The organism is Paenibacillus sp. FSL W8-0919, from assembly GCF_038003785.1.
Lineage (GTDB): Bacteria > Bacillota > Bacilli > Paenibacillales > Paenibacillaceae > Paenibacillus_AQ > Paenibacillus_AQ lactis.
Genome location: NZ_JBBOPV010000001.1, coordinates 4,134,520 through 4,155,161, shown reverse-complemented (window position 1 = coordinate 4,155,161; position 20,642 = coordinate 4,134,520). Strand labels below are relative to the sequence as shown.

16 protein-coding genes are annotated in these 20,642 nt (G+C 52.1%); 1 reads left to right on the top strand and 15 read right to left on the bottom strand.

Features of this window, described 5'->3' with window-relative positions:
• From NST44_RS18865 to NST44_RS18805, 13 genes are all read right to left on the bottom strand, one after another.
• Positions 1-627 (bottom strand): YqaA family protein, encoded by a 627-nt coding sequence (locus NST44_RS18865; protein WP_007130158.1) that lies wholly within the window; start codon positions 625-627, stop codon positions 1-3.
• A gap of 309 nt (positions 628-936) precedes the next feature.
• On the bottom strand, positions 937-1,587 hold the full coding sequence (locus NST44_RS18860) for an HAD family hydrolase (protein ID WP_007130159.1): 651 nt from the start codon (positions 1,585-1,587) through the stop codon (positions 937-939).
• An 81-nt stretch (positions 1,588-1,668) separates the two neighbouring features.
• Positions 1,669-1,827: a hypothetical protein gene (locus NST44_RS18855; RefSeq protein WP_007130160.1), complete on the bottom strand. Its 159-nt coding sequence runs from the start codon at positions 1,825-1,827 to the stop codon at positions 1,669-1,671.
• Positions 1,824-2,309: a GNAT family N-acetyltransferase gene (locus NST44_RS18850; protein WP_007130161.1), complete on the bottom strand. Its 486-nt coding sequence runs from the start codon at positions 2,307-2,309 to the stop codon at positions 1,824-1,826. Before NST44_RS18850 ends, NST44_RS18855 begins: the two co-directional genes overlap by 4 nt.
• Positions 2,310-2,583: 274 nt before the next feature.
• The gene (locus NST44_RS18845; RefSeq protein WP_007130162.1) at positions 2,584-3,330 is read right to left on the bottom strand and encodes a GNAT family N-acetyltransferase; all 747 of its coding nucleotides are present in this window, start codon (positions 3,328-3,330) and stop codon (positions 2,584-2,586) included.
• A gap of 201 nt (positions 3,331-3,531) precedes the next feature.
• Positions 3,532-4,419, bottom strand: coding sequence for a sugar phosphate isomerase/epimerase family protein (locus NST44_RS18840; protein ID WP_210095192.1), 888 nt, complete (start codon positions 4,417-4,419; stop codon positions 3,532-3,534).
• 188 nt (positions 4,420-4,607) lie between these two features.
• Positions 4,608-6,884 (bottom strand): glycoside hydrolase family 95 protein, encoded by a 2,277-nt coding sequence (locus NST44_RS18835; RefSeq protein ID WP_007130164.1) that lies wholly within the window; start codon positions 6,882-6,884, stop codon positions 4,608-4,610.
• A gap of 479 nt (positions 6,885-7,363) precedes the next feature.
• Positions 7,364-9,022, bottom strand: a complete 1,659-nt coding sequence (locus NST44_RS18830) for an ABC transporter substrate-binding protein (RefSeq protein WP_007130165.1) — start codon at positions 9,020-9,022, stop codon at positions 7,364-7,366.
• A 52-nt stretch (positions 9,023-9,074) separates the two neighbouring features.
• Complete coding sequence (locus tag NST44_RS18825) at positions 9,075-10,001, bottom strand: carbohydrate ABC transporter permease (protein ID WP_007130166.1); 927 nt, start codon at positions 9,999-10,001, stop codon at positions 9,075-9,077.
• Between the two features lie 24 nt (positions 10,002-10,025).
• On the bottom strand, positions 10,026-11,000 hold the full coding sequence (locus NST44_RS18820; RefSeq protein WP_340900379.1) for an ABC transporter permease: 975 nt from the start codon (positions 10,998-11,000) through the stop codon (positions 10,026-10,028).
• Between the two features lie 272 nt (positions 11,001-11,272).
• Positions 11,273-13,576 (bottom strand): helix-turn-helix domain-containing protein, encoded by a 2,304-nt coding sequence (locus tag NST44_RS18815; protein ID WP_007130168.1) that lies wholly within the window; start codon positions 13,574-13,576, stop codon positions 11,273-11,275.
• A 277-nt stretch (positions 13,577-13,853) separates the two neighbouring features.
• Positions 13,854-15,122, bottom strand: coding sequence for a glucuronoxylanase (locus tag NST44_RS18810; RefSeq protein WP_340900378.1), 1,269 nt, complete (start codon positions 15,120-15,122; stop codon positions 13,854-13,856).
• Between the two features lie 69 nt (positions 15,123-15,191).
• Positions 15,192-16,016 carry a sugar phosphate isomerase/epimerase family protein gene (locus NST44_RS18805; protein ID WP_007130170.1) on the bottom strand — a complete coding sequence of 275 codons (825 nt, stop codon included), beginning with the start codon at positions 16,014-16,016 and terminating at the stop codon, positions 15,192-15,194.
• Between the two features lie 132 nt (positions 16,017-16,148).
• Here NST44_RS18805 and NST44_RS18800 point away from each other — a divergent pair, with 132 nt between their 5' ends.
• Entirely contained in the window at positions 16,149-16,931 is a 783-nt protein-coding gene (locus NST44_RS18800) for an AraC family transcriptional regulator (protein WP_007130171.1), read from the top strand.
• A gap of 89 nt (positions 16,932-17,020) precedes the next feature.
• Here the strand turns inward: NST44_RS18800 and NST44_RS18795 are convergent, their stop codons facing one another.
• Entirely contained in the window at positions 17,021-18,415 is a 1,395-nt protein-coding gene (locus tag NST44_RS18795; RefSeq protein ID WP_007130172.1) for an ABC transporter substrate-binding protein, read from the bottom strand.
• A 349-nt stretch (positions 18,416-18,764) separates the two neighbouring features.
• Positions 18,765-20,576, bottom strand: a complete 1,812-nt coding sequence (locus tag NST44_RS18790) for a family 43 glycosylhydrolase (RefSeq protein WP_007130173.1) — start codon at positions 20,574-20,576, stop codon at positions 18,765-18,767.
• Positions 20,577-20,642 lie beyond the last annotated feature (66 nt).

Below are 20,642 nucleotides of genomic sequence, written 5' to 3'. Positions count from 1 at the left end.
TTAGTTCCCACCTGCCGATACTTGATCTTGATGTGTTGCTTCTGTTTCTGCCGGAGCTTGAAGCTCCTCCGCCTGCTTCTTCTTTCGTTTCTTCACGGTATGGATCGTAAACCAAATGCCCCCGATGAGTGCGCCGGCAACCAGCAGAATGATGGTCAGCACATGATCAACCATATGCTCGGCGGCTCTGCCGTATATATAGAACAATACGCCAACCGTGTAAAATTTGAACGCCCGCCCGATCGCGGCATAGCTGAGGAGCTTCCACAACGGGTAATTCATGCAGCCCGACAAAATCGTAAAGATTTTGAATGGGATGGGCGTGAATGCGCCGACAAGGATCGCGGCCTCTCCGTGCTTCTTAAACAAGCTTGTTGCCGAATCATACCATTTCTTCTTAAGCATCTTGCTCAGAACAAGCTGCCCGGAAGCTTTGCCGATGCCGTAACCGATCGGCGTTCCGAGAATACATCCGACAAATCCGATGGTTGCCAGCCAAATCGCCCGCTCCGGGGTTAGGACGCTCAAAGATAATTGCGAAAATAACGCGGGGATCGGAAAAATAATGGCATCGATCATCGCGTGAATAAATAAGCCGATATCGCCTAAGTTACGTAAAAACTCCATTCAACACGTGCTCCTCTGCATGGTTACTTGTGTTACAGCCGGGTAATATGAGTTCGCTTAAATTCGCGGGCACTCCGAATGATCGAGGCAATACTTCCTGACCACGCCTCTGTCCTGTTCAAGTTAATGAAAGGATACCATGAACGAGTGGCGATAGCTTCCGTCTCCAGACGATAATCATCCTAGACTTAGGTCTAGCTATTAGTAGCTGCTATTATATTAACGAGAACCACCCCGGATAAGTTGGTCCCATTCAACCAAGCCTCAAAAAATAAAGCCCAGCCCTTACAAGGACCGAGCTGTTACGACCTAACTCTTCAGCTGGCATATTGCGCTCACTTCTGCAATTGAGCGGACTACATAATCTGCGGCGGATAGATCCTGGTTACCCGAATTTGGATTAACGAAACCGATACACTGCATGCCGGCTGCTTTGGCCGCAGCAATGCCATGGCGCGCATCCTCCAGCACCATGCAGGAAGCAGGCTCCGAGCCAAGCAATTCAGCTGCCTTCAAATATACATCAGGCGCAGGCTTGCCTCTGTCGACCTCTTCCCCGCTTACGATACAGTTAAAGGCATCCAGCAGACCGAATTTGTCCAGCACCGCTTGGATAAATACGGGGGGCGATGAGGATGCGATCCCAACGGGGATGCCGCTGGCTTTCAAATCCGCGAGCAGCTCGCGAATTCCGTCAATCGGTTCCATTTCGCGTGCGGTCAATATTTTAATTTTATTGGATAATTGATAATCGATGATTTCGGATACCGTCCGCTGCAGCTGATATTCTTCCCGGATCAGCTTCCACATTTCGGGATTGGTCATCCCTACATATTTCTCGAGCTGCTCCTGCGTGATAGCAGCCCCAAAATCCTTCATAACCTGAATGTCCACTTCGAAATGAAGCGGCTCGCTGTCAATAATGACACCATCCATATCAAAAATAAAAGCCTGAATCATACATGCTCCTCCTTTGAACGATTTCGGTTCAGCTCCCGAATCTTTTCCCTATTCTGAGAGCGTCTTTGCTCCCTATGATATTTAACGATTTCCATCTGCTGTATGAGCGTTTAGAGCGAGCAATGTAATCATTACACCTGCAGCAAAGATCAGCGTGCCCCATCCATCCATTGTAAATAATAGAATGAGGATCAGCTCCACAACGATGAAGATTCCTGCGCCTATAGCCAAGTTTTTCATAGCTCCGTCAAATCCCTCTTCATCTGAATCGTAATCATCGCGGCATCTCCATTGAGCGTGGTAATGTTTACTTCATACGGCTTGAACCCCTGTTTGTGATAAAAAACCAGCCCCCGCGTGTTGGTATTATGGCAGCTGAGATGCAGGCTGTTCACCCCGTATTTCGTTTTCGCCAATCGCATCATTGTTTGAAGCAGCTCTTTCGAAGCGCCTTTCCCCCGATGGTCCGGGGCAACGATGACATTGCCGAGCCATGCTGAACCGTCCTTCACATCATAGAAATTCGCGTAAGCGACTGGCCGATCAGTGGAGGCCTCAACGATAACCGTAGGCTCTAACCGATTCTCGAGCAAGTCCATCACTTGCTGCGGCGTCAAAGGAAAGCCGGACCTCGGACTCATGTAAAAAAGCTCCTCCGGCGTTTGCGGAAAGCCGCATATCAACTCGAGATCCAGTTCATTTAGCGGCCTGTATGTATACAAAATTGAACACTCCTTTACGTTCGGATGCCAAAGCAAGCACAACATACACACATCCATCCCCCCCATCATTGGTCCCGATGGCATGGCATGGTCAACCACGGCTGACTTGAAATAAAGACCCGGCTTAGACAGCTTATCTAAGACCAGGTCTTCAGGTTAGCTTCACCCATGATTATACAACCGATCGGCCGATAGAGTAACCCCTTGGCGATCAAGCCTTGGACTTGCTGCCATACTCTACATGCAAAAATCCGCATAGACTGGTAATGGTTTATCATTCAACATGTTTCGCCCGATACCAATAAGTGTATATTTCCCGGTAGCGCAGCCGGTCGTATAGCCGGTTAGCCGGCAGATTCGCTTGCACGACTTGGAGATAGCTGCTGGTCGCCCCTTGTGCTCTCGCCCATTGAAGAATATGTAATAAAATCTGTGTGCCATAGCCTCGCTTCCTATAAGCAGGTGCGGTTGCAATATCAAATATCCCCACAACGTTCTCCTCTAGAGCACCGATTCCGCAGGCCGCCGGCCTGCCTTGATCATATAAGGAAAAGAAGCCGTAAGGAACGGAAGAGCGGCTGAACAGCTGCTGCTTGATGTCCCTGTTTTTTGCCGTGAGCCCCGTAACCACCGTCAGATCATCAAGCCATTCGTTGTTCAACTGTTCATAGACGGACACATCCCGATATGTCGGGGCCGGCACGTGGTCCAGACAATCCAGCACTTTGAGGCTCGTGGGGTCGAGAAAGGAGTAACCTTGGTCATCCAGAATCGAATCGAGTTCAGGGGGATTGAACGGCGTAACTTTAAATACAACGTCAAGACCTTCTCTTGCATATATGCGTTCACAATATTGAATCTGTTCATACAGATCAACCGACGGCTCCGTGTAGAGCGCGCTGACCGAGTTGGAACGCTTCGTGAAGCCGGCCGCTAACCGGAGCAGCCAGCCGTTACGGACGATCGTTTGGAATGCGGGCCAGGCATTCAATGTCATTTCCTCAATCCGCATATCATCCATATCTACCACCCCCACCTTCATAGAATAGGATTAAAATACACTATATCGTATATTCATGCAACACCTGAACAAGCATGATATGTTACGAAATTTCCTTTATGAAACACTGTTTCCATAAATATTGCTTCTATCTTTATGAAAAAAAAGTAACCATCTATTTTAGATGGTTACTGACGTTCCTTTAATTTTTAATCTCGCAGATTACACCGGATTCGGTATGAAGTCTCCGCCTCGGCATCGCTTCAAATAATGAAGCGCATGAACCTGTCCGGTCATTTCAAGCTCCCCGTTATATACGGGATCGTGCCAGCCTTCAATATCGATCGTTCCCTGATAGTTGCCCTGACGCAAAATCGTGATGATATCGGTCCAGTTGGTGTCGCCGAATCCGGGAGTACGGTGCCATACATAAGGCTTCGGCCCGTGAATGCCATATTCCCTCACGATATCCCAAGCAATCGTTGCATCCTTGCCATGGACGTTGAATACTTTATCCACCCATTTCCGCAGCTGCGGAATCGGATCGATCAAAGACACCATCTGATGGCAGGGCTCCCACTGCAGGCCGATATGGTCCGACGGGATGGCGTTGAACATCATCTCCCACGCCGTCGGGTTATGGGCAATATTCCAATCCCCCGTCTCCCATGTCCCGCCCATGTCACAGTTCTCGAATGCAATGCGGACGCCTTGATCTGCCGCTCTTTTGGACAGCTCGCCGAACACCTTCGCATATTGCGGGATCGAGGCGTCGATGGATTCGCCCGTCAATCGTCCGGTAAAACCGGAAACGATGTCGGTGCCGAACAGATGGGCATGATCGATCAGACGCTCCCAGCTCGCCAAGGTATCGGCATTACTGCCTTCCCCGGTCAGCGGATTGCCGAAAATCCCGAGCGTCGACACGATAAAACCGTGTTCTGCTTGCAGCTCACGAACCCGCTTTGCCGTCTCCACAAGATCGGTATCGCCTGTCGTCTGCCAGAAGGTAAGGCCGAACGATTCAAAGCCGTGGGGCGCGATCTGAGGGATGACCCGTACAGCGTCCCCGCCGCCAACCAGCGTTCCGATGCGCAATAATTTCGTCATGTTGATTTACCACTCCCATTTGACGTTTAGTATGCGTTTGCAAGTTCAGTATAACTGGGTTTCCCTGCCTTTTCTCGTCTTATCTTGTGCTTTCCTAGTTCAATATTGCGGGAGTTTCTTGTCTCGATCCCCAGCCTGGTCATCGGATTCCATGGTATAGCGGGATGTCTCGAAGAAAGACCATCCATTTATCGATCCACTGCCGTCTCTTTGCTAAAGAACGTATAAGAACGTCCAGTCTCGCCCACAAACACTACGGGTTCGAAGCCGGGAGCCTCCAATCGGCAAGGGCCTGAAGCTGCGCAAGTGACGACGGCTTCCGTAACCTTGCCCTCTGCCCAAACGAAGTCGACGGTATAACCTCCCCTGGCTCGCAGCCCCTTCACGCTCCCCTCGCTCCAGCAATCGGGCACTGCGGGAAGGAGCCGGATTGCCCCGTCATGGCTTTGCAGCAGCATCTCGGCGATGCCTGCCGTACCGCCAAAATTACCGTCGATTTGAAATGGCGGATGATCATCGAACAGATTAGGCAGTGTGGAGTGGTCCAAGAGCGCCCTCACATTCTCGTAAGCTGTGGCTCCGTCCTGCAGACGTGCCCAGAAGTTAATGATCCATGCACGGCTCCAGCCGGTGTGCCCCCCGCCGCTGGCAAGCCTGCGTTCCAATGTCGTCTTGGCGGCCTCAGCCAAATCCGGCGTTCGCTCCACGCTAAAGCGTTCGCCCGGGTAAAGGGCAAACAGATGGGAGATGTGACGGTGTCCCGGCTCCACCTCTTCGTAATCCTCCATCCACTCCTGGATTTGGCCGTATTTACCGATTTGCGGTTGGGGCAGCCGCTTCAGCGTGCCCGTGAGTTCATCGCGGAACGCCTCATCCCGTCCGATGATTTCCGAAGCCCGAATGCAGGCATCAAACAGCGCTTCGATGATCTGAAAATCCATCGCGGCTCCGACGCAGAGCACCCCCGTCTCGCCGTTTGGCAGCTTATACCGGTTCTCCGGTGAGACGGAAGGGCAAGTCACCAGCCGTCCTTCGGCGTCTTCGATCAAATAATCCAGCAGAAACAACGCCGCTTCCTTCATTGTCTCATACACCCGCGCCAGAAAATATCGGTCCTGACCGAACCGGTAATGCTCCCACAAATGCAGGCACAGCCAGGCAGCGCCCATCGGCCAGAAAGAAGCCGGAAGATACGTATCCTGCGGCGCCGTGTCCGCCCAAATATCCGTATTGTGATGGGCGGTGAAGCCCCGGCAGCCGTACATGACATGTGCTGTCACCCGACCGGGCTCGCGCATCCGTTCGATCAGCTCGAACAACGGCTCATGGCATTCGGCCAGATTGCAATTTTCTGCATGCCAATAATTCATCTGTGCATTGATATTAATCGTGAATTTACTATCCCACGGCGGGGTGAAGTTGTCGTTCCAGATGCCTTGAAGATTCGCGGGCAAAGAGCCCGGCCGGCTGGAAGCAATGAGCAGGTATCGGCCGAATTGAAAATAAGTCGCGATCAGGCCGTGATCCTCTCCTCCTTGTTGAAACTGCATCAACCGTTCGTCGGTCGGCAGCACGGTTTTGTCCGGGCTCTCGGGCAGCTTCAGATCGACCCGTCCGTACAGCTCGCGGTAATCGGCGACATGCCGGGCTAGCAGCTCAGCATATGGAACCCGGCTCAGCATCTCCAGCCGCCGTTTGCCATCAAGCTCCGGATCGGGATGGCGGAACGTTGTTCCGGCAGTGATCAGCAGCGTTACCGAGCTTGCGCCATCCACCAGCAAATACTCCCCAAGGGTACGGCAGACGCCGCCATCCGGAACCGCTTTCAGGACGGCGCTAAACGAGCTGCCTCCTTCGCCGCCGCAATCCCCGCGCATGGCAAGCCCGCTTTCCTTCCATTTGTCCGTCTTCTCCAGGTATCTCCAGTTTCGGCGATTGAACCGGGCTTTTAACGAGACTGTCCCCTGTTTGTCGGCGGATATCCGGATGACGATCGCCTGATCCGGATAGCTGGCAAACAGCTCGCGCGTATACCTGATCTCGCCGATCCGATAGCTGACCCGGGATATGCCGTTCTCCAAATCAAGCTCCCGCACGTAGTCGACGGCAGGAAGGTCGTGATGGCTAAACGACAACAGCAGATCGCCGAGCGGCATATAGTGCCGCTGCGCTTCGGGCAGCCCCGCCATCGTCATCGCTGCCAGCTCCTCGGCCTCCCGCAGCCTTCCCTCCATAATCAGCTTTCGAATCTCTGGCAAATGAGGCAGCGCGTCTTCGTTGTTGCGGTCGCGGGGGCCACCATACCATACGGAATCCTCGTTGAGCTGCAGCTTCTCCTCAGCCGTGCCGCCGAAAATCATCGCCCCCAGCCGGCCGTTTCCGATCGGCAGCGCCTCGTTCCATTCGGCCGCCGGTTTCCTATACCACAAGCGATGCTTCTGTTCCTTGCTAACCAAGCTTGTCATGGCTTCTCCTCCAATCCGCTTTATAAATTGCACTAGTTCAGTTCCATCACATGTCGAAAGGCAAATCGCCAAGGTAAAGCACCGGAAAATCGGGCGTAATCCATCCATTTAATCGTTGCGGTCGATTCTCCAATAATGCTGATGGGCTTCAATGCGCATCCAAGCCACCTTCATTCCAACTTATTGTAACGATCCGATATAAGAATAAAAATTGCCTAATCCCGCATATTTGTACCTTATTTTGATATCACGGCCCCATATCAATGATCACTTATAACGAAAAAGCCCGCAGCGCGAGCTTTCCGTCCTTCCATCGCAATGCTGACCTCAAAAGCGCTTCGGGCACGCAAGCCTTGCCTCGAACCGCATTGGTTTCGACTCGTCTGAAGTGCCGTTCACAATTGGACATTCGCTTCGACAGTCCCGCGTCCTGAGCACAGAATCATGCCCCAAAGAATCCGAGCTTATCGCGCCGCGGTCTACTTCGATATCGTCGATGAATCGTAGGCAGCCTGCATGATTTCAAGATAACGCTGCATGTTCAGACCCTCCAGCCCTTTCACGTAATCATCCCAATCTTTATCCAGACTCTTGGCGCCGGTAATGAACAGCAGAGCGTTCTGGTCGACATAGTCTTTGATGTTGGTCTGCATCATGCTGGCTTCATCGGCGACCAACGGGTCGACCCATAGCGCCCAGTGCGGGAATATTTCTTTCGGCTCCTTGCCTTCCATCAATAACGTTGCCTCGTAAAGACGGCGTTCGTAACCATCGTTAGCGTAAATATCCGTGCCCTGAACCTCGGAATCGCGGTATGCCCGGTGGTGATTATATTGGGTTAGTGCCCCCCAGCTGTCATTGCGGGGCTGCTCCCCGGATTCAAGCGGGATCGATTTATAGAGCGGCTCCACTTTGTCGTTCAGCGCGATTTCTCCATCCTGCGGCTTGCGCCAGCTCTTGCCTTCTTCACCGAGATAGGAGAGCATTGCCCCTTCTTGCGTATAGAAATAATCCAGCATTTTAATGGCGGCGATCTGCGCCTCTTTGCTCGCTTTATTCGTCAGAACGAAGGATGCGCCCGGATCGATCGGATAGTTGAACGTTGCATAATTGGCGTGCGGTCCTTGCAGAGGCGGAAGCGGGTTGTAGTCCTTGCTGTAGGGTGCATCTTCTCCTGTGGTTAAAAACAGGGCGGGATGCATGCCTGCTCCGGCACCCAAAAGCTGTGCGTCGGCGTTATCCCCGATTTTTTTGTACGCGCCTGCATTTTGTGTAAACGCCCCCGGGTCAATGAGTCCGCCGTCATACAGCGATTTGATGTAGGCCAGCGCTTCCCGCCATTCCGGTTTGTTCGCCGCGGTGTCGACCTTGCCCTCCTTCATGATGAGATACGTCCTGTCGTCGTTGTAAATAAAGCCGTTCATGAGATACGGAATCACGTGAACGCCGAAATTTTCGACGGATCCGCTGAGCGGCACTTCGTCCGCCTTGCCGTTTCCGTTCGGATCCTGCGTCTTGAAGGCTTCAAGGACCGCTTTGAATTCTTCCGGCGTCGTCGGCTGCGCAAGTCCGAGCTGATCAAGCCACTTCGTATTGATCCACATTTTATTCGGGTATGAGCAGTGGAAGCATTCGTTTAAGCCGGTCAATCCGTAAATCTTGCCGTCAGGAGCAGTGTTCATGGCCTTATAATATTCGTTGTTCTCCAGCACTTCCTTAATGTGGGGAGCATGCTCCTCGATCAGGTCGTTAAGCGGAACGATCACCCCCTGCTGCCCGAACTTCAGCAAGTCCGTCTGCGAGAAACGGTCCACCCAAGGAATAAGCATATACAAATCCGGATAGTCGCCGGACGCAAGCGAAATTTGGCGTTTTTCGGCCGCGCCGTCGAACGGAACGGTTGTCCAGTTGAACTTGATGCCGAATTGCTCTTCCATTTTTTTCGTAAACTTATTGGTTTTCAGATCCACATCCGAGCTTTGATGGGCAAATACGTTGATCGTTACCTTCTCACCGGAATCCTGTAAGCCGCCTTCTGTCCCTTCGCTTCCTTCGTTGTCGTTTCCGCCGGAGCATCCGGCAAGCACCAAACTAAGCATCAGTATGAGAACAAGCAGACGGGTTCCCGTTTTTCTCAAATCAATCTCCCCCTCATGAATTGGTTATCACTATAACGGGCGATGCCCGGGATCAGCCCTTCACGGAGCCAATCAGCATGCCTTGTACGAAATAGCGCTGCACAAACGGATAGATCACCAGCACCGGGAGGCTTGCCACCACAATGAGCGAGTATTTCATCAGCTCGGCCATTTGCTGCTGCTTAACCATCTCCCCGGCATCCATATTGCCCGTTCCGCTGCCCAGGATGAGAATGCTGCGGAGAATGAGCTGGAGCGGATAGAGCGATTGCGATTTCAAATAGATCAGGGCATCGAAGTAGGCGTTCCACTGCCCCACCGCGTACATGAGTGAGAGCACGGCGATAATCGGTTTGGCAAGCGGAAGAACGACGCTGAAAATGTAGCGGATGTCGCTGCACCCGTCGATGTCTGCCGCCTCGGAAAGCTCATCCGGGATCGAGGTCTGAAAGAAGGTTCTGGCGATAATGACCTGCCATACCCACACGGCGTTCGGAATGAGCAGCGCCCAGCGCGTGTCGATCATGCCCATCGATTTGACGACCAGATAGGTCGGGATCAAACCGCCGGAGAACAGCATGGTGAATGTAATGAAAACCATAAGCGGCGTGCGGCCGAAGAATGACTTTTTCGATAACGGGTATGCGACCATGATGGTCAGGGATACGCTGATAAACGTACCGGCAACGGTATAAAACAGCGAATTGGCATAACCCGTCAGCACCTGGCCGTTTCGGAACACCGCTTCATACCCCGCCAGCGATACGTCGACCGGCCACAGCCACACCTTGCCTGCAGAGACGGCGCTTGGACTGCTCAGGGACGAGCTTACGATGTAAATAAGCGGATACAGGACGGCAATTAGAACCAAGGTCAGCAAGATATAGGTCACGCTCAGAAAAATGCGGTCCCCCAGCGACTCCTTGATCTTGATCCTCGTGCTCCGTCGGCTTCCTTGATGGGTTTGCAATGCGTTCATGTCACTCCCCCCTTTTCGCGAAATTTACCAGAGACTGGTATTAGAAGCCCGCTTGGCAACGGCATTGACAACCAGGAGCAGCACCAGATTGATCAAGGAATTGAATAGCCCGACCGCCGTGGCGAAACTGTAATTCGCGTTCAGCAACCCGATTTTGTACACATACGTGGAGATGATTTCCGACGTGGACAAGTTCAGCGGATTTTGCAATAAGTACATTTTCTCGAAGCCGAGCGCCATGATGTTGCCTACGCTGAGAATCAGAATGATGACCGCGGCCGGCAGAATGCCGGGGAGATCGACGTTCAGAATTTTCTGTAACCGATTGGCACCGTCCACCTTGGCGGCTTCGTATAATGACGGGTCCACTCCCGCCAGCGCAGCAAGATAAATTACGGCGGAGTAGCCCATCGTTTGCCATACGTCGGACAGCACGTAAATCGTGCGGAACATGCCTGGCTCTCCAAGATAATTGATCGCTTCGAAGCCAAGCGCGCCGGCAATGGTATTCACGATCCCAAGACGTGGGGACAGGAACAGCATGATGATGGACACCATGACCACTGTGGAGATGAAATATGGCGCATAGGTGACCATCTGCACGGTTTTTTTGAACCTTGCGCTCTTCACCTCGTTCAAGGCCAACGCCAGCAGAATCGGGATCGGAAACCCGACGATCAATTGATAGAACGAAATGTACAGCGTATTTTTGATCAGCGTCGCGAACGCCGGGTTGCGAAAAAACATCTCGAAGTACTGCGTGCCGACCCATGGACTTCCCCAAATCCCTTTCACCACGTTATAGCTCTTGAAGGCAAGCACGGCGTTTGCCATCGGCAAGTACTTGAAGATGATGAAATACAAGACCGGCGGAATGACCAGCAGATACAGCTGCCAATGTCTTCTGAAGCTTCGGGAGGCAAATCTCCCGATTTCCGAGCGTGTATTGCTCGGGGCTCTGACTGTTTTGGACTTGGAAAATAGAGTACTCAGTTCCATCCCTCCTTCGATGAGCAGCTGCCAATGAAGCAGGAACTCTGTTTGGCAGCGCTTTCTTGTGCGTAATCATAAAATTGCACGCTCGGCGCCGTAAAGGCACACTTTCTCCCTCACCGTACAATTTCGGAAACGGATACTTTCCAAGCGTTGATTTTCCTCGTTTTTTTCATTTGACGGATTCGATAAAAAAACGTCACTCGACACGTCCGATCCATTCGTTTAATGAGGTGCCTGACTCCCCTTCCGTAAAAGACGGCTAGGTCGCCGTCTCCTTAATCGGCCATTTGCCGGAACGTGCTCGGCGACACGCCGCGAACCCGCTTGAAGGCCCTCCGAAATGAATGGGCGCTGTTATACCCCACCTGCGCAGCGATTTCGTCAATCGTCAATAGGTTCTGCTGCAGCAACTCGGCCGCCTTGCCGATCCTCACCAGTTCAACGTAGTCCGAAGGATTCGTTCCCGTATGCTCCTTGAACATTTGGGAGATATATTTTTCTGGCTTGCCAATATGCTCCGCGATACGATAAAGCGTCAGCTCGGCGTCGGAGTAACGCTCGTGGATATAGCGGATGATCTCACTTACGGTCTCGGCATGCATGTCGCATTTTTTCTTCCGGACGTCCATGCATATATCATGAATAAGCTTTCCGAATCTGTCCCTGAGCTGATCGACCCCGTCCGTTGACGAAACGGCAGCGATCTGTTCCTTGATATGGTCGGTCAACGACTCGTCGTGGAATATTTTTTGTTCGGCCAGCTTTAAAAAGGTTCCCTTCAGCTCCGTCACAAACTGCTGCGTCATATCGTACGACAACTCCCTTTCTTCAAAGTTCCGGCTGAACAGCTGGTCAAGAAGACGGTAGGTTTCCTCCAGTTCACCCGCCTTAAGCGTATTGAGCATTCGCTGTTCGGATTCAATCGGATAATAGTACAGCTCCGTTGCTTTCATCGCATCCTCGAACCGGGTGATGCCGACTGCCCCGGTGTGGACGGCATATTCCAGTGCTTGCTGCGCTTCGTTGAACGAGTCGGCTACGCCGTTCCACGCGTCGAACGCCGAACCCAGCCCGATCGTGATCGACAATCGATGCTGCCGATATACGGCATCGACCAGTTCGAGCAAACCGTCTTCCAGGCGGCGATTTAGCTCTCCGGCAAGCACATGCACGAAAGCGATCTGGTCCGAACCCCAGTCCGTAACCAGCACATCGGGTTCCAGCCGGCTCAAGGCCTGCCGGACGATCAACCGGGCGACGCTGAGTTCCTGGATGATTTCCTCACTGTCGGCGCTGCCATATCCGGCAACTTTCAGAATGCCTGCACGTCCATGCTCGCCGCGGAGCCGGACTCCGGTTTGACCGGAAACCGCCTCGAGCTCGCGCAGCGTATAGAAGTCGCCTGTCAGCAGCCGCTTGATGAACGCATCCCTAAGCAGCGGGAGCTGATCGTTCAGTGAAGACTCCAGCAATTTATTGTTTGCGATCAGCGCCGCGATATTGCCGGCCAGAAAATCATACTCGTTGCCGATCTTTTCCCGAGAAACGTGGTTTTGTTCGCGAAATACGGACAGTAGCGAATGGACCTTAGCACTGTGCCGGTACGCGAGCACAAGTCCGATCAGCAAACCGATAACCAGCGCTGCCAGCGTAAATGTCGTCGTAACCTTCTGGATTCTGTCGGCCTTCGTCATCAGCGCCTGCTCGGGTATTCCGGCCATATAGGTCCAGCCGTTCAGGTCGGACCGGATGGAGATCAACAGCCGTCCGTCGCCCGTGGGGCTGACCTCGCCGTTCTCATCGGAGGAAGCTTCGGTGAAGCGCTTGGCCTCCTCTTCTCCGATGCCGCGGGACAGAATCAATCTGCCTTCCCGGTCCGCAACCAACGCCCAGCCCCCGTATTGGTCCACGATATTTTGCAGCAGGCTGCCCATATGATCTTCATCGATCAGTACGCCGATCATCGCCTGCGGATTGTTAAAGCTGTTAAGCGGGATCGATTGCAGAAACGTGACGGCCGGCGTCTCGACAAACACCGTATCGCGGATTTCTCGCCTATATTTTTTAAGCGGAACCATCTCATTCAGATGAGGTTTCTTTAATACAGCCTCCTCCCATTCCTCAAACGTCATTCCTTCAAGCCGATTCGCCTCGTAATAATGCTCGGGCCGGTAATAGACGGTATTCGGCGTAATAATCGCGTTATAATTACGTATGTAGATGAAGAAATTGGAGAGGTAATCATTCGTGCTGCTGTACATGGACAGGCTGCGCTGCATGCGTCCCAAGCCGTAAACGTTGTTGCTGTCGAGCGGCTTGGGATCAGCGATCAGACGATATAGATCCTGATTGATCGCAAGCTGCTTCGTGAAGGTTTCCACCTCCACCAGATGACGCTCGATGATCTCTTTTCCCAGATTCAAGGAACTCAGACTGTTTTCAATTGAGCTTGCTTTCGCCACTTCAATCGAAGTCCTGTACGATGCATAGCCCGCAATTTGGGGGATCAGGAGCACGATCAAGTAGGAAATCAGAAATCTGCGGAACACCGGGGAGAACTTGGACCATAAACGCTGCATATGTACCCTCCTCAATAGAAAGCGTTTTCAAAGTAAGGCAATACGATGATACACTTGACTGTTCGCAAGAAAAAGGTACAATTCCTTCCTCGGGGTACAATTGCTTACCATGGCTATAGGCTGGGAGCGAAATGACATCCAACCGTTTAGGGCTGAAATTGCGGATCAAATCCAGCCCAGAACAAAGAGCTGTCCGTCCAAGTCGCCTGCAAGACCTGGAGACAGCTCTTTGTTAAAACTGCTGCTTATTATTGAAACCAGTACCGTGGACGATAAATTACCGCCCGAGTTCGCCTACAAAGGTCGTAACGCTCTGCGCGGGAAGATGGGCCCAGAAGTTGCTCCCCGTTACATTGAGAGTCGTACCGGGTTGAAGATTGCTGCTGCCGCTCGTGATCCACCTTGATACCTGCGAAACCGATCCGTTTTGCAGCACAAAGTTCTGATTGACCCCGGCGCTGCTCCGGTTAATCGCAACGATAACGATTTTGTTGTCACCTTTATAGGCTGATACGTAAACGTTGGATTCAGGATTTTTCGTGGCATCCACCCTGACATAGCCGGGGCGGACAAATTTGGAGAAATGAGCCATATTGTAGCCGCGTTTGCTGATCGTGCCGTCCTCCTTCATCGGACCGTAAGATCTGCGGATATACCACCACACGTAGGCTTGAAAATCGCCTTCTACCAGCGCATTGTGGATGTGATAGGACACGTCAAGGGCTTCAGGCCAGCGATCCGCCGAGTTGTTGTCGCTGTTCGGGTAGTATACCTCCGTCATCCAGAGATCTTTTCCCGCTCCTTTTTGTTTGAATAGCGGATAAGCGAAATTGCTAATCGGGGTCCCGTACAGATGAGCGCCGAGAATATCCATATTGGCAAGCGCCTGGGGATCATTCAAAATCGGATCCGACATATTTTTCAGATACTGGAACGATTCCGGCGCGATGACTCTCGTGTTGATCGATCCGGCATTTTCTTTCATAAACCGAAGCATTTCCTGCGGTGTCCACCACGTCCAGTCATGTGCATAATCGGGCTCGTTTTGGACGGATATCGCATGCAGATCGACGCCATTGTTTCTCATGTACGTCACGAAATCGTTAAGATGCTGGGCATACGCGGCATACTTGTCGTAACGAAGCCGCTTTGCCGACGTATCGCCGTTGTGGTTAAAGGTCTCGACCATATCGGCCGGCGGATTCCAAGGGGAAGCAAATACGATGGCTCCAAGGGCAATGGCCCGTTTGGCCGTCTCCAGCTCACGATGCCACTGATTTCGGTCTTCATGCACGTAGATTCTTAATATTGAGAAACCTAACTGATTCGCCCCGTTTCCGAATGCGGTATCTCTCTGTGCTGCCGTCAAATCGCCGATCCATGCCGGGTGGTTGATGCCTCCGAAGCCGCGAATCACTTGCTTCTCCGAGGAAACATTGATGACGGCATCGCTGGCTGCGGCAATATTGCCAGGTGCAACCAGAATGGACAAAGCGATGGCAAGAGACAAACATACGCATAAGTATTTATTAAACCGTAAACTCATGAGACTGCTCCTCTCGAATTTTTTTGGCTCCTCAAACCAAGGTCACGCGTTGAATAAATATTCAGCCGGTCAATTCCATTCCATTGCTTGCTCCGCTAACAATCGCTTTATCGCTTTGGATGCCACAACGAAAAGCTCCGGATTCGTGAATCCCTCGAATTTTCCGGCGGCGCGCAGATGCGGCTCCAACGACATAAACCCTGAAAATCGCCTGCGGCTGAGCTCATGAATGAGCTCGCGGAGCTCACCGTCGCCATCGCCTGCCGGTACGACGGTCCCCTTCCCCATGATGGCGTCTTTCACATGAATATACGACGCATACCCGCCTACCAGTGGATAGGCCTCATTGAAGGGGTTCACGCCGCACTGCACGAAATTCGCCGGATCAAAGGCTGCCCGCAAATGAAAGGATGAAACCGTTTGAAGCAGATCCAAACATCGCTCGCCGGTGTCTCCATAAATATGGCTTTCATTCTCATGAAGCAGGACCACGCCTTCGCGTTCAGCCAATTGAGCGAGTCGTTGCATGCGCCGTATCACTTCAGGCCGATGCTTCTCGTAGTCCCCGTCCGGAATGTAAAAGGAGAACACGCGTACAAAAGGCGCCTGGAAAAACTTGGCTAGACGTACGGCGCGCCGAGCGTCCTCGAGATGGGTTTCAAAGTCGTCGGTGATTTGGATTTTCCCGATCGGCGAGCCGATCGAGGAGACTCCGACCCTCCGCTCCGCTAATCGTTCTTTCACGGTCAACGCTTCCTCTTCCGTCAGCTGCAGCACATTTTTGCCCCAAACGCCTCGAAGCTCAAGATAACGGATGCTTTCGGATTCCAGGACATCCAGCTGAACATCCAAATCCGGGGATATCTCGTCTGCAAATCCGGTTAACGTAATCATTGGACCCTTCCCTTTCTTAATGGATGATTTCACATGATCAAGCGGCGATACATTGGGAAATGACCATCCAACCACAGGTTGTAAATGTTCATGTGGACATTACAATTTGTTTAAAAAGGAGGCGATATCCGCATGGAGCTTGAATATCACCCACATCTCGTACCGAATATTTTTCTGTTCGTGGACCGCAAATGTTATCCGGATTGGAGAATACAGAAGGCCCGGATCGGGTTTCACGATTTGACGTTCGTCGTTGATGGCCGGGCAAACTACTACATTGACGGCAAAAAATTTGCAGTTGAGGCGGGCGATCTGGTGTACGTTCCGGGGGGAAGCGTACGGGAAGCCCATACGTGCAAGGAATCTCCCATGCATGCGTATCCTTTCAATTTTTTCTGGGCCGAACCGCACAATCATATCCGGCTTCCGTTTGGCGTCGTAACGAAGAAATTGATCACCAAGGAGATACTTGCCTACATCCGGGAGTTCAACCACGTGTGGATGAATAAACAACCGTTTTATATGATCCATGCCCGTGCATTGTTCGAACTCATTCTCCACCGGCTGCTTCACGGCATGCATCGCCAAACGATCATGCATATGGACCCGCGGATCAAGAAGCTGACCGCCATCATCGAAGAACACTATGCGGAAGACTTGTCGTTTAACGACTTCGCCGAGCAGTTCAACCTCCATCCCGTTTATTTAGGGAAACTATTCAAAAAGAATACCGGTTCGACCTACAAGGAATACCTGCAGCGGATACGCGTGAATAACGCTGAGATCATGCTGATGGCCGGCGGCGTTACCGTGACGGAAGCCGCCGAATCCTGCGGCTTTCAAGATCTTTCCTATTTCAGCAAAGTGTTCAAGGAAGCGAAAGGCTATCCACCGTCTGCCGTTAAGAAGCATTGACTTGGAATCGCTTCCATCTGTAGCGCCGTACCTGACTCATCCCTTCAAAATGACGGGAGGACTGGCTGTGATTCCATTTGAGACCACGTTTATTTTTTCCAAACCGCATCAATCGCTGCCTGGAACGGCCCTTTATATTTCTCGACGACCGTCGATACCGGGATGCCTTCCATGATTTCCCCTATAAATTCGTAATAAGGCATCGATGGGTATCCGCTCTCGGTATCGATCACTTTAATGCTCTCACCGGCCAGCTTGGCATTCTGAATATCGTCCTCGTTGCTGAATAAAGTCTCCAGCGTAGATTGTTTCGGATAGTCGTAGATCGAGTCGATATCGTTGATTTTCTCGTAAATATAAACCAGACGTTCGGGATGCTCCACGGCGCTTGGAATCGTCAGGTAATTCGGGATCGTATTATGCGAATGATAGCTTGATGCGCTTGGCCCTTTCGGAAATGGGAGAAATCCGATATCGTAATCCGGCATGTCCTGCTTGAAGTTTTCCATTTCATAATCGCTGCCTGCAACCATCAATGTGTTGCCTTGGCGGAAAAATTGGCCCGGCTCGGTCCAGTCTCCCCCTTCCGTTGGTCTCCCAACCGACTCGGTTGCGAGGCGCGACAAGAAGTTCAGCACCTCCAAGGTTTTGGGATCCTCAAGACCTTGCTTATCTAGAATGACCAGATTCGCTTCGTTCGAGGCCATTGCGGGAACCAGCAAGGAAGCGGATGCAAGCCCCCAAATATCCAATTTGCCGTCGTTATTGGAATCTTTGTTCGCTTCTTTCGCGACCTGAATGAACGTATCCCAGTTCCAGTTGTCCTCGTTGACGTATTCCTGCAATGGCTTCATGCCCAATTGATTCATTAACGTGCGGTTATAGAAAATGCCGGATGACGCGCCGTTGATGCCCGTCCTGAACCCGTAGCCCCTTCCTTCGTATTGGGAGTACTCGTTCGTGTACTGCTGGATGAATACCTTCTCGTTCTTCGTGTATTCATCCACCGGCGCGAACAGACCTTGATTGACCAGCGTCGGAATCATCCATGGCCTCGCTACCCGGATAATGTCGCCGATCGGTTCGCCCGCCACCAGCGAGGCTGTCACCTTATCCTGGTACTCGCCGAAATCCACGATCACGTATTCCATTTTAAAATTATGTTTTTTCATCAGCTCTTCCAAGTTACGTTTCCGTTTAATGTTGTCAGGATTGTCTTCCTGAATCGATTCATCATACCAGGACACCCATTTGATGGTTCGGCCTCCCATATCAAATTCCATTTCCGGCGTGCCGGTTAATTCTTCCTCGCTGCTTGATTCGTTTGTCGGCTGCTCGTTTGTCGCTTCCGCAGGCGCGTTGACGGCCTCTTCCGCTTTGCCGGGCTCGACTGTCTTCGCGTCGCCGCCCGAGCCGCTGCTGCATGCCGTCATGATCACCAGAATCAGGCTGCAGAACAGCAGACTGATCTTACGCATCCACATGCGTTAATTCCCCCCTTAATTTTTGGCTGCATGAATATGCAGCGCTTTCATTTTGATGCTCACCAAGATCATATAACTGCTTGCGAAAACGAACCATAGAGAAACTAAACACGATTTGTAATTACTAAAAGTGTTGATGCTCTGGGCAACGCAAAGGGTCGGAAAGTGGAAAGCGCATGAGCGTCGGCTATACGGTGTGCCCGATCTGAATCCATCATTGGAAAGGATTAACCTCGGGTTCACGTCGTCAAAATGCAAAAGAAGCGCTGCGTACCCGCACACGGGAACACGGCGCTTCTTTTGTTCTTCATGCTCTTGTCAATTCGCACACAGAAAAGTTGTTGTTCCGTCAGCCTTCCGCCAATGCTTCCACCAGCACATCCAGGTATACGGACACAAGCGCTGGATTCAGGTCCTTCTCTTCCGTCAAGCCCAGCATCGGTTCACCGTCAACGTCGAAATGCACGCGACGGAGACCCGAGCAGCGAGGCTCTCCGATGCCTGGACGAGCGTGATATACGCTCCAGATCGTTCCTTCCTCGTCCTTCACATAAGAATTGTGTCCCGGTCCGTATTCGCCCGGCACGCTTCTTGAGGTTAGCAGCGGGTAATTTCGCTTCGTCCATTGGTTCGGATCAAGCAAATCAGCGTCAGAATTGACGCTGAGCATGCCGACGCAATACGTGGCATCGACCAGAGCACCGGATATCGTCACGAAGATCTTCCGGTCTGTCATGAGTGCAAAGGGCCCTTCCTCCACGAACGTTTGATTGTTCGCCCAGCCGTATTCGGGCTTGGACAGCAGGACAGGCTCCGATATCAGTCTCCACGGTTTCCTCGGATCCGCCTCGGCGATATAGATCCACGAGCCCAGGTCATGCGGTACCAATTCCCTTTGCGCCCAGAGCACATATAAACGGCCTTTCCGCTCTAATACGGTCATGTCCAGCGTTATGCCGGCTTGAAACAGCGGGCTTCCGTCATGCCTGGCGACCCGGATCGGCGTCCCCCAATCCGCAGCAATTCTCGGATTGCCGCCCTTCTTTAACCGCATAACATGCGATTGAATGTCTTTGAACTCGCCGCTGCTGCCGGCAAGAAAAATATACAGCTCGCCGCCGATGCCATGAAGTTCAGGCGCCCACAGAAATCGCTTCAGATGATCATGCATGCCTGTATCCAGGATTTTGGTTTCTTCTGCCGAGGCCAGACCGATGATGGAATCCGACTCCCGGATCGATATCGTATGGTTGCCGTCGGCATCATTGGTCGCGACAAAATAATACCTTCCGTCCCACTGCGCAATGCAAGGGTCGGCACGGTTCGTCGCCATCGGAAATGTATAGCGATCCTGCCGAATGCTTCCTGAAATGCGATAAGTTCCGGGACGGCTCCAATCGATTTCGGACGCATCCCACTCAATCGGCTTGATCGCGGTTGTGCCGTCACTGTATATCGCCGTCACTTTAACGGCTTGCAACTGTTCTTTGGACGAAACCGTAACGCGCTCCGGCAGTTCATTACGCACATGAACCGGTACCGTAAGCTTATGAATCAGCCTCTGAGCCACGCCTCGCGGTACACGTATCGCATTGCGGGCCACTGCTCCTTCAATGGCGACGCGTCTTGGGCTTAGCGTGAAAGCTTCGCACGGCTTCGGCTTGGCAGCGTCGTCCGGGCATGTCACGTCCACCATTTCCCTTTGATAATACCTTCCGTCTTCTTCACGCCAACGTAGGATATACTTTCGGGAAGCATGTTCATATTCGCACATGATATCTTGTACATGAAGCCCGTTCGTTAGGTTCAACAGACCGAGCTCCCGATACTGCAGCAAGTCCGGGGAAGTGAACAAAAGCACCGAGCCCTTGCTTTGCTGATCGGGAGAACCGTCCGCTTCCGTCCGAATGGCCAGTACGCCAAAGCTTCCGTCAGCCATGTGGAACAGGTACGGATTCTTCAAACTCTTGGCGGACAGCGTGCCGTTTGAGAGCTCGGCGGCTTTAGCGAACAGTACCCCCGAGTTATGATTAAGCTCCCGATAAATCATCCCGTCATCGGTGTAAGCGAGATGCATGCTGTATGCAAGCTTCGGGGAATAGATTTCCGGTTCAAGCGGTTCTCTCGTATAGCAGACAACGCTGTGAATTTCATTTTCCATACGCTGCTCCTTCCCTCCTAACGGATATTGTATTTCAAGCTTTCTCCTAAGATGAGCATCCAGATT

Excerpts from the sequence above, each read along its gene's own strand:
- NST44_RS18800 (WP_007130171.1), top strand. The coding sequence starts at position 16,149 with ATGGAGCTTGAATATCACCCACATCTCGTACCGAATATTTTTCTGTTC.
- NST44_RS18865 (WP_007130158.1), bottom strand. The coding sequence starts at position 627 with ATGGAGTTTTTACGTAACTTAGGCGATATCGGCTTATTTATTCACGCG.
- NST44_RS18795 (WP_007130172.1), bottom strand. The coding sequence starts at position 18,415 with ATGTGGATGCGTAAGATCAGTCTGCTGTTCTGCAGCCTGATTCTGGTG.
- NST44_RS18840 (WP_210095192.1), bottom strand. The coding sequence starts at position 4,419 with ATGACGAAATTATTGCGCATCGGAACGCTGGTTGGCGGCGGGGACGCT.
- NST44_RS18820 (WP_340900379.1), bottom strand. The coding sequence starts at position 11,000 with ATGGAACTGAGTACTCTATTTTCCAAGTCCAAAACAGTCAGAGCCCCG.
- NST44_RS18805 (WP_007130170.1), bottom strand. The coding sequence starts at position 16,016 with ATGATTACGTTAACCGGATTTGCAGACGAGATATCCCCGGATTTGGAT.
- NST44_RS18815 (WP_007130168.1), bottom strand. The coding sequence starts at position 13,576 with ATGCAGCGTTTATGGTCCAAGTTCTCCCCGGTGTTCCGCAGATTTCTG.
- NST44_RS18825 (WP_007130166.1), bottom strand. The coding sequence starts at position 10,001 with ATGAACGCATTGCAAACCCATCAAGGAAGCCGACGGAGCACGAGGATC.
- NST44_RS18845 (WP_007130162.1), bottom strand. The coding sequence starts at position 3,330 with ATGGATGATATGCGGATTGAGGAAATGACATTGAATGCCTGGCCCGCA.
- NST44_RS18860 (WP_007130159.1), bottom strand. The coding sequence starts at position 1,587 with ATGATTCAGGCTTTTATTTTTGATATGGATGGTGTCATTATTGACAGC.
- NST44_RS18835 (WP_007130164.1), bottom strand. The coding sequence starts at position 6,884 with ATGACAAGCTTGGTTAGCAAGGAACAGAAGCATCGCTTGTGGTATAGG.
- NST44_RS18810 (WP_340900378.1), bottom strand. The coding sequence starts at position 15,122 with ATGAGTTTACGGTTTAATAAATACTTATGCGTATGTTTGTCTCTTGCC.
- NST44_RS18790 (WP_007130173.1), bottom strand. The coding sequence starts at position 20,576 with ATGGAAAATGAAATTCACAGCGTTGTCTGCTATACGAGAGAACCGCTT.
- NST44_RS18855 (WP_007130160.1), bottom strand. The coding sequence starts at position 1,827 with ATGAAAAACTTGGCTATAGGCGCAGGAATCTTCATCGTTGTGGAGCTG.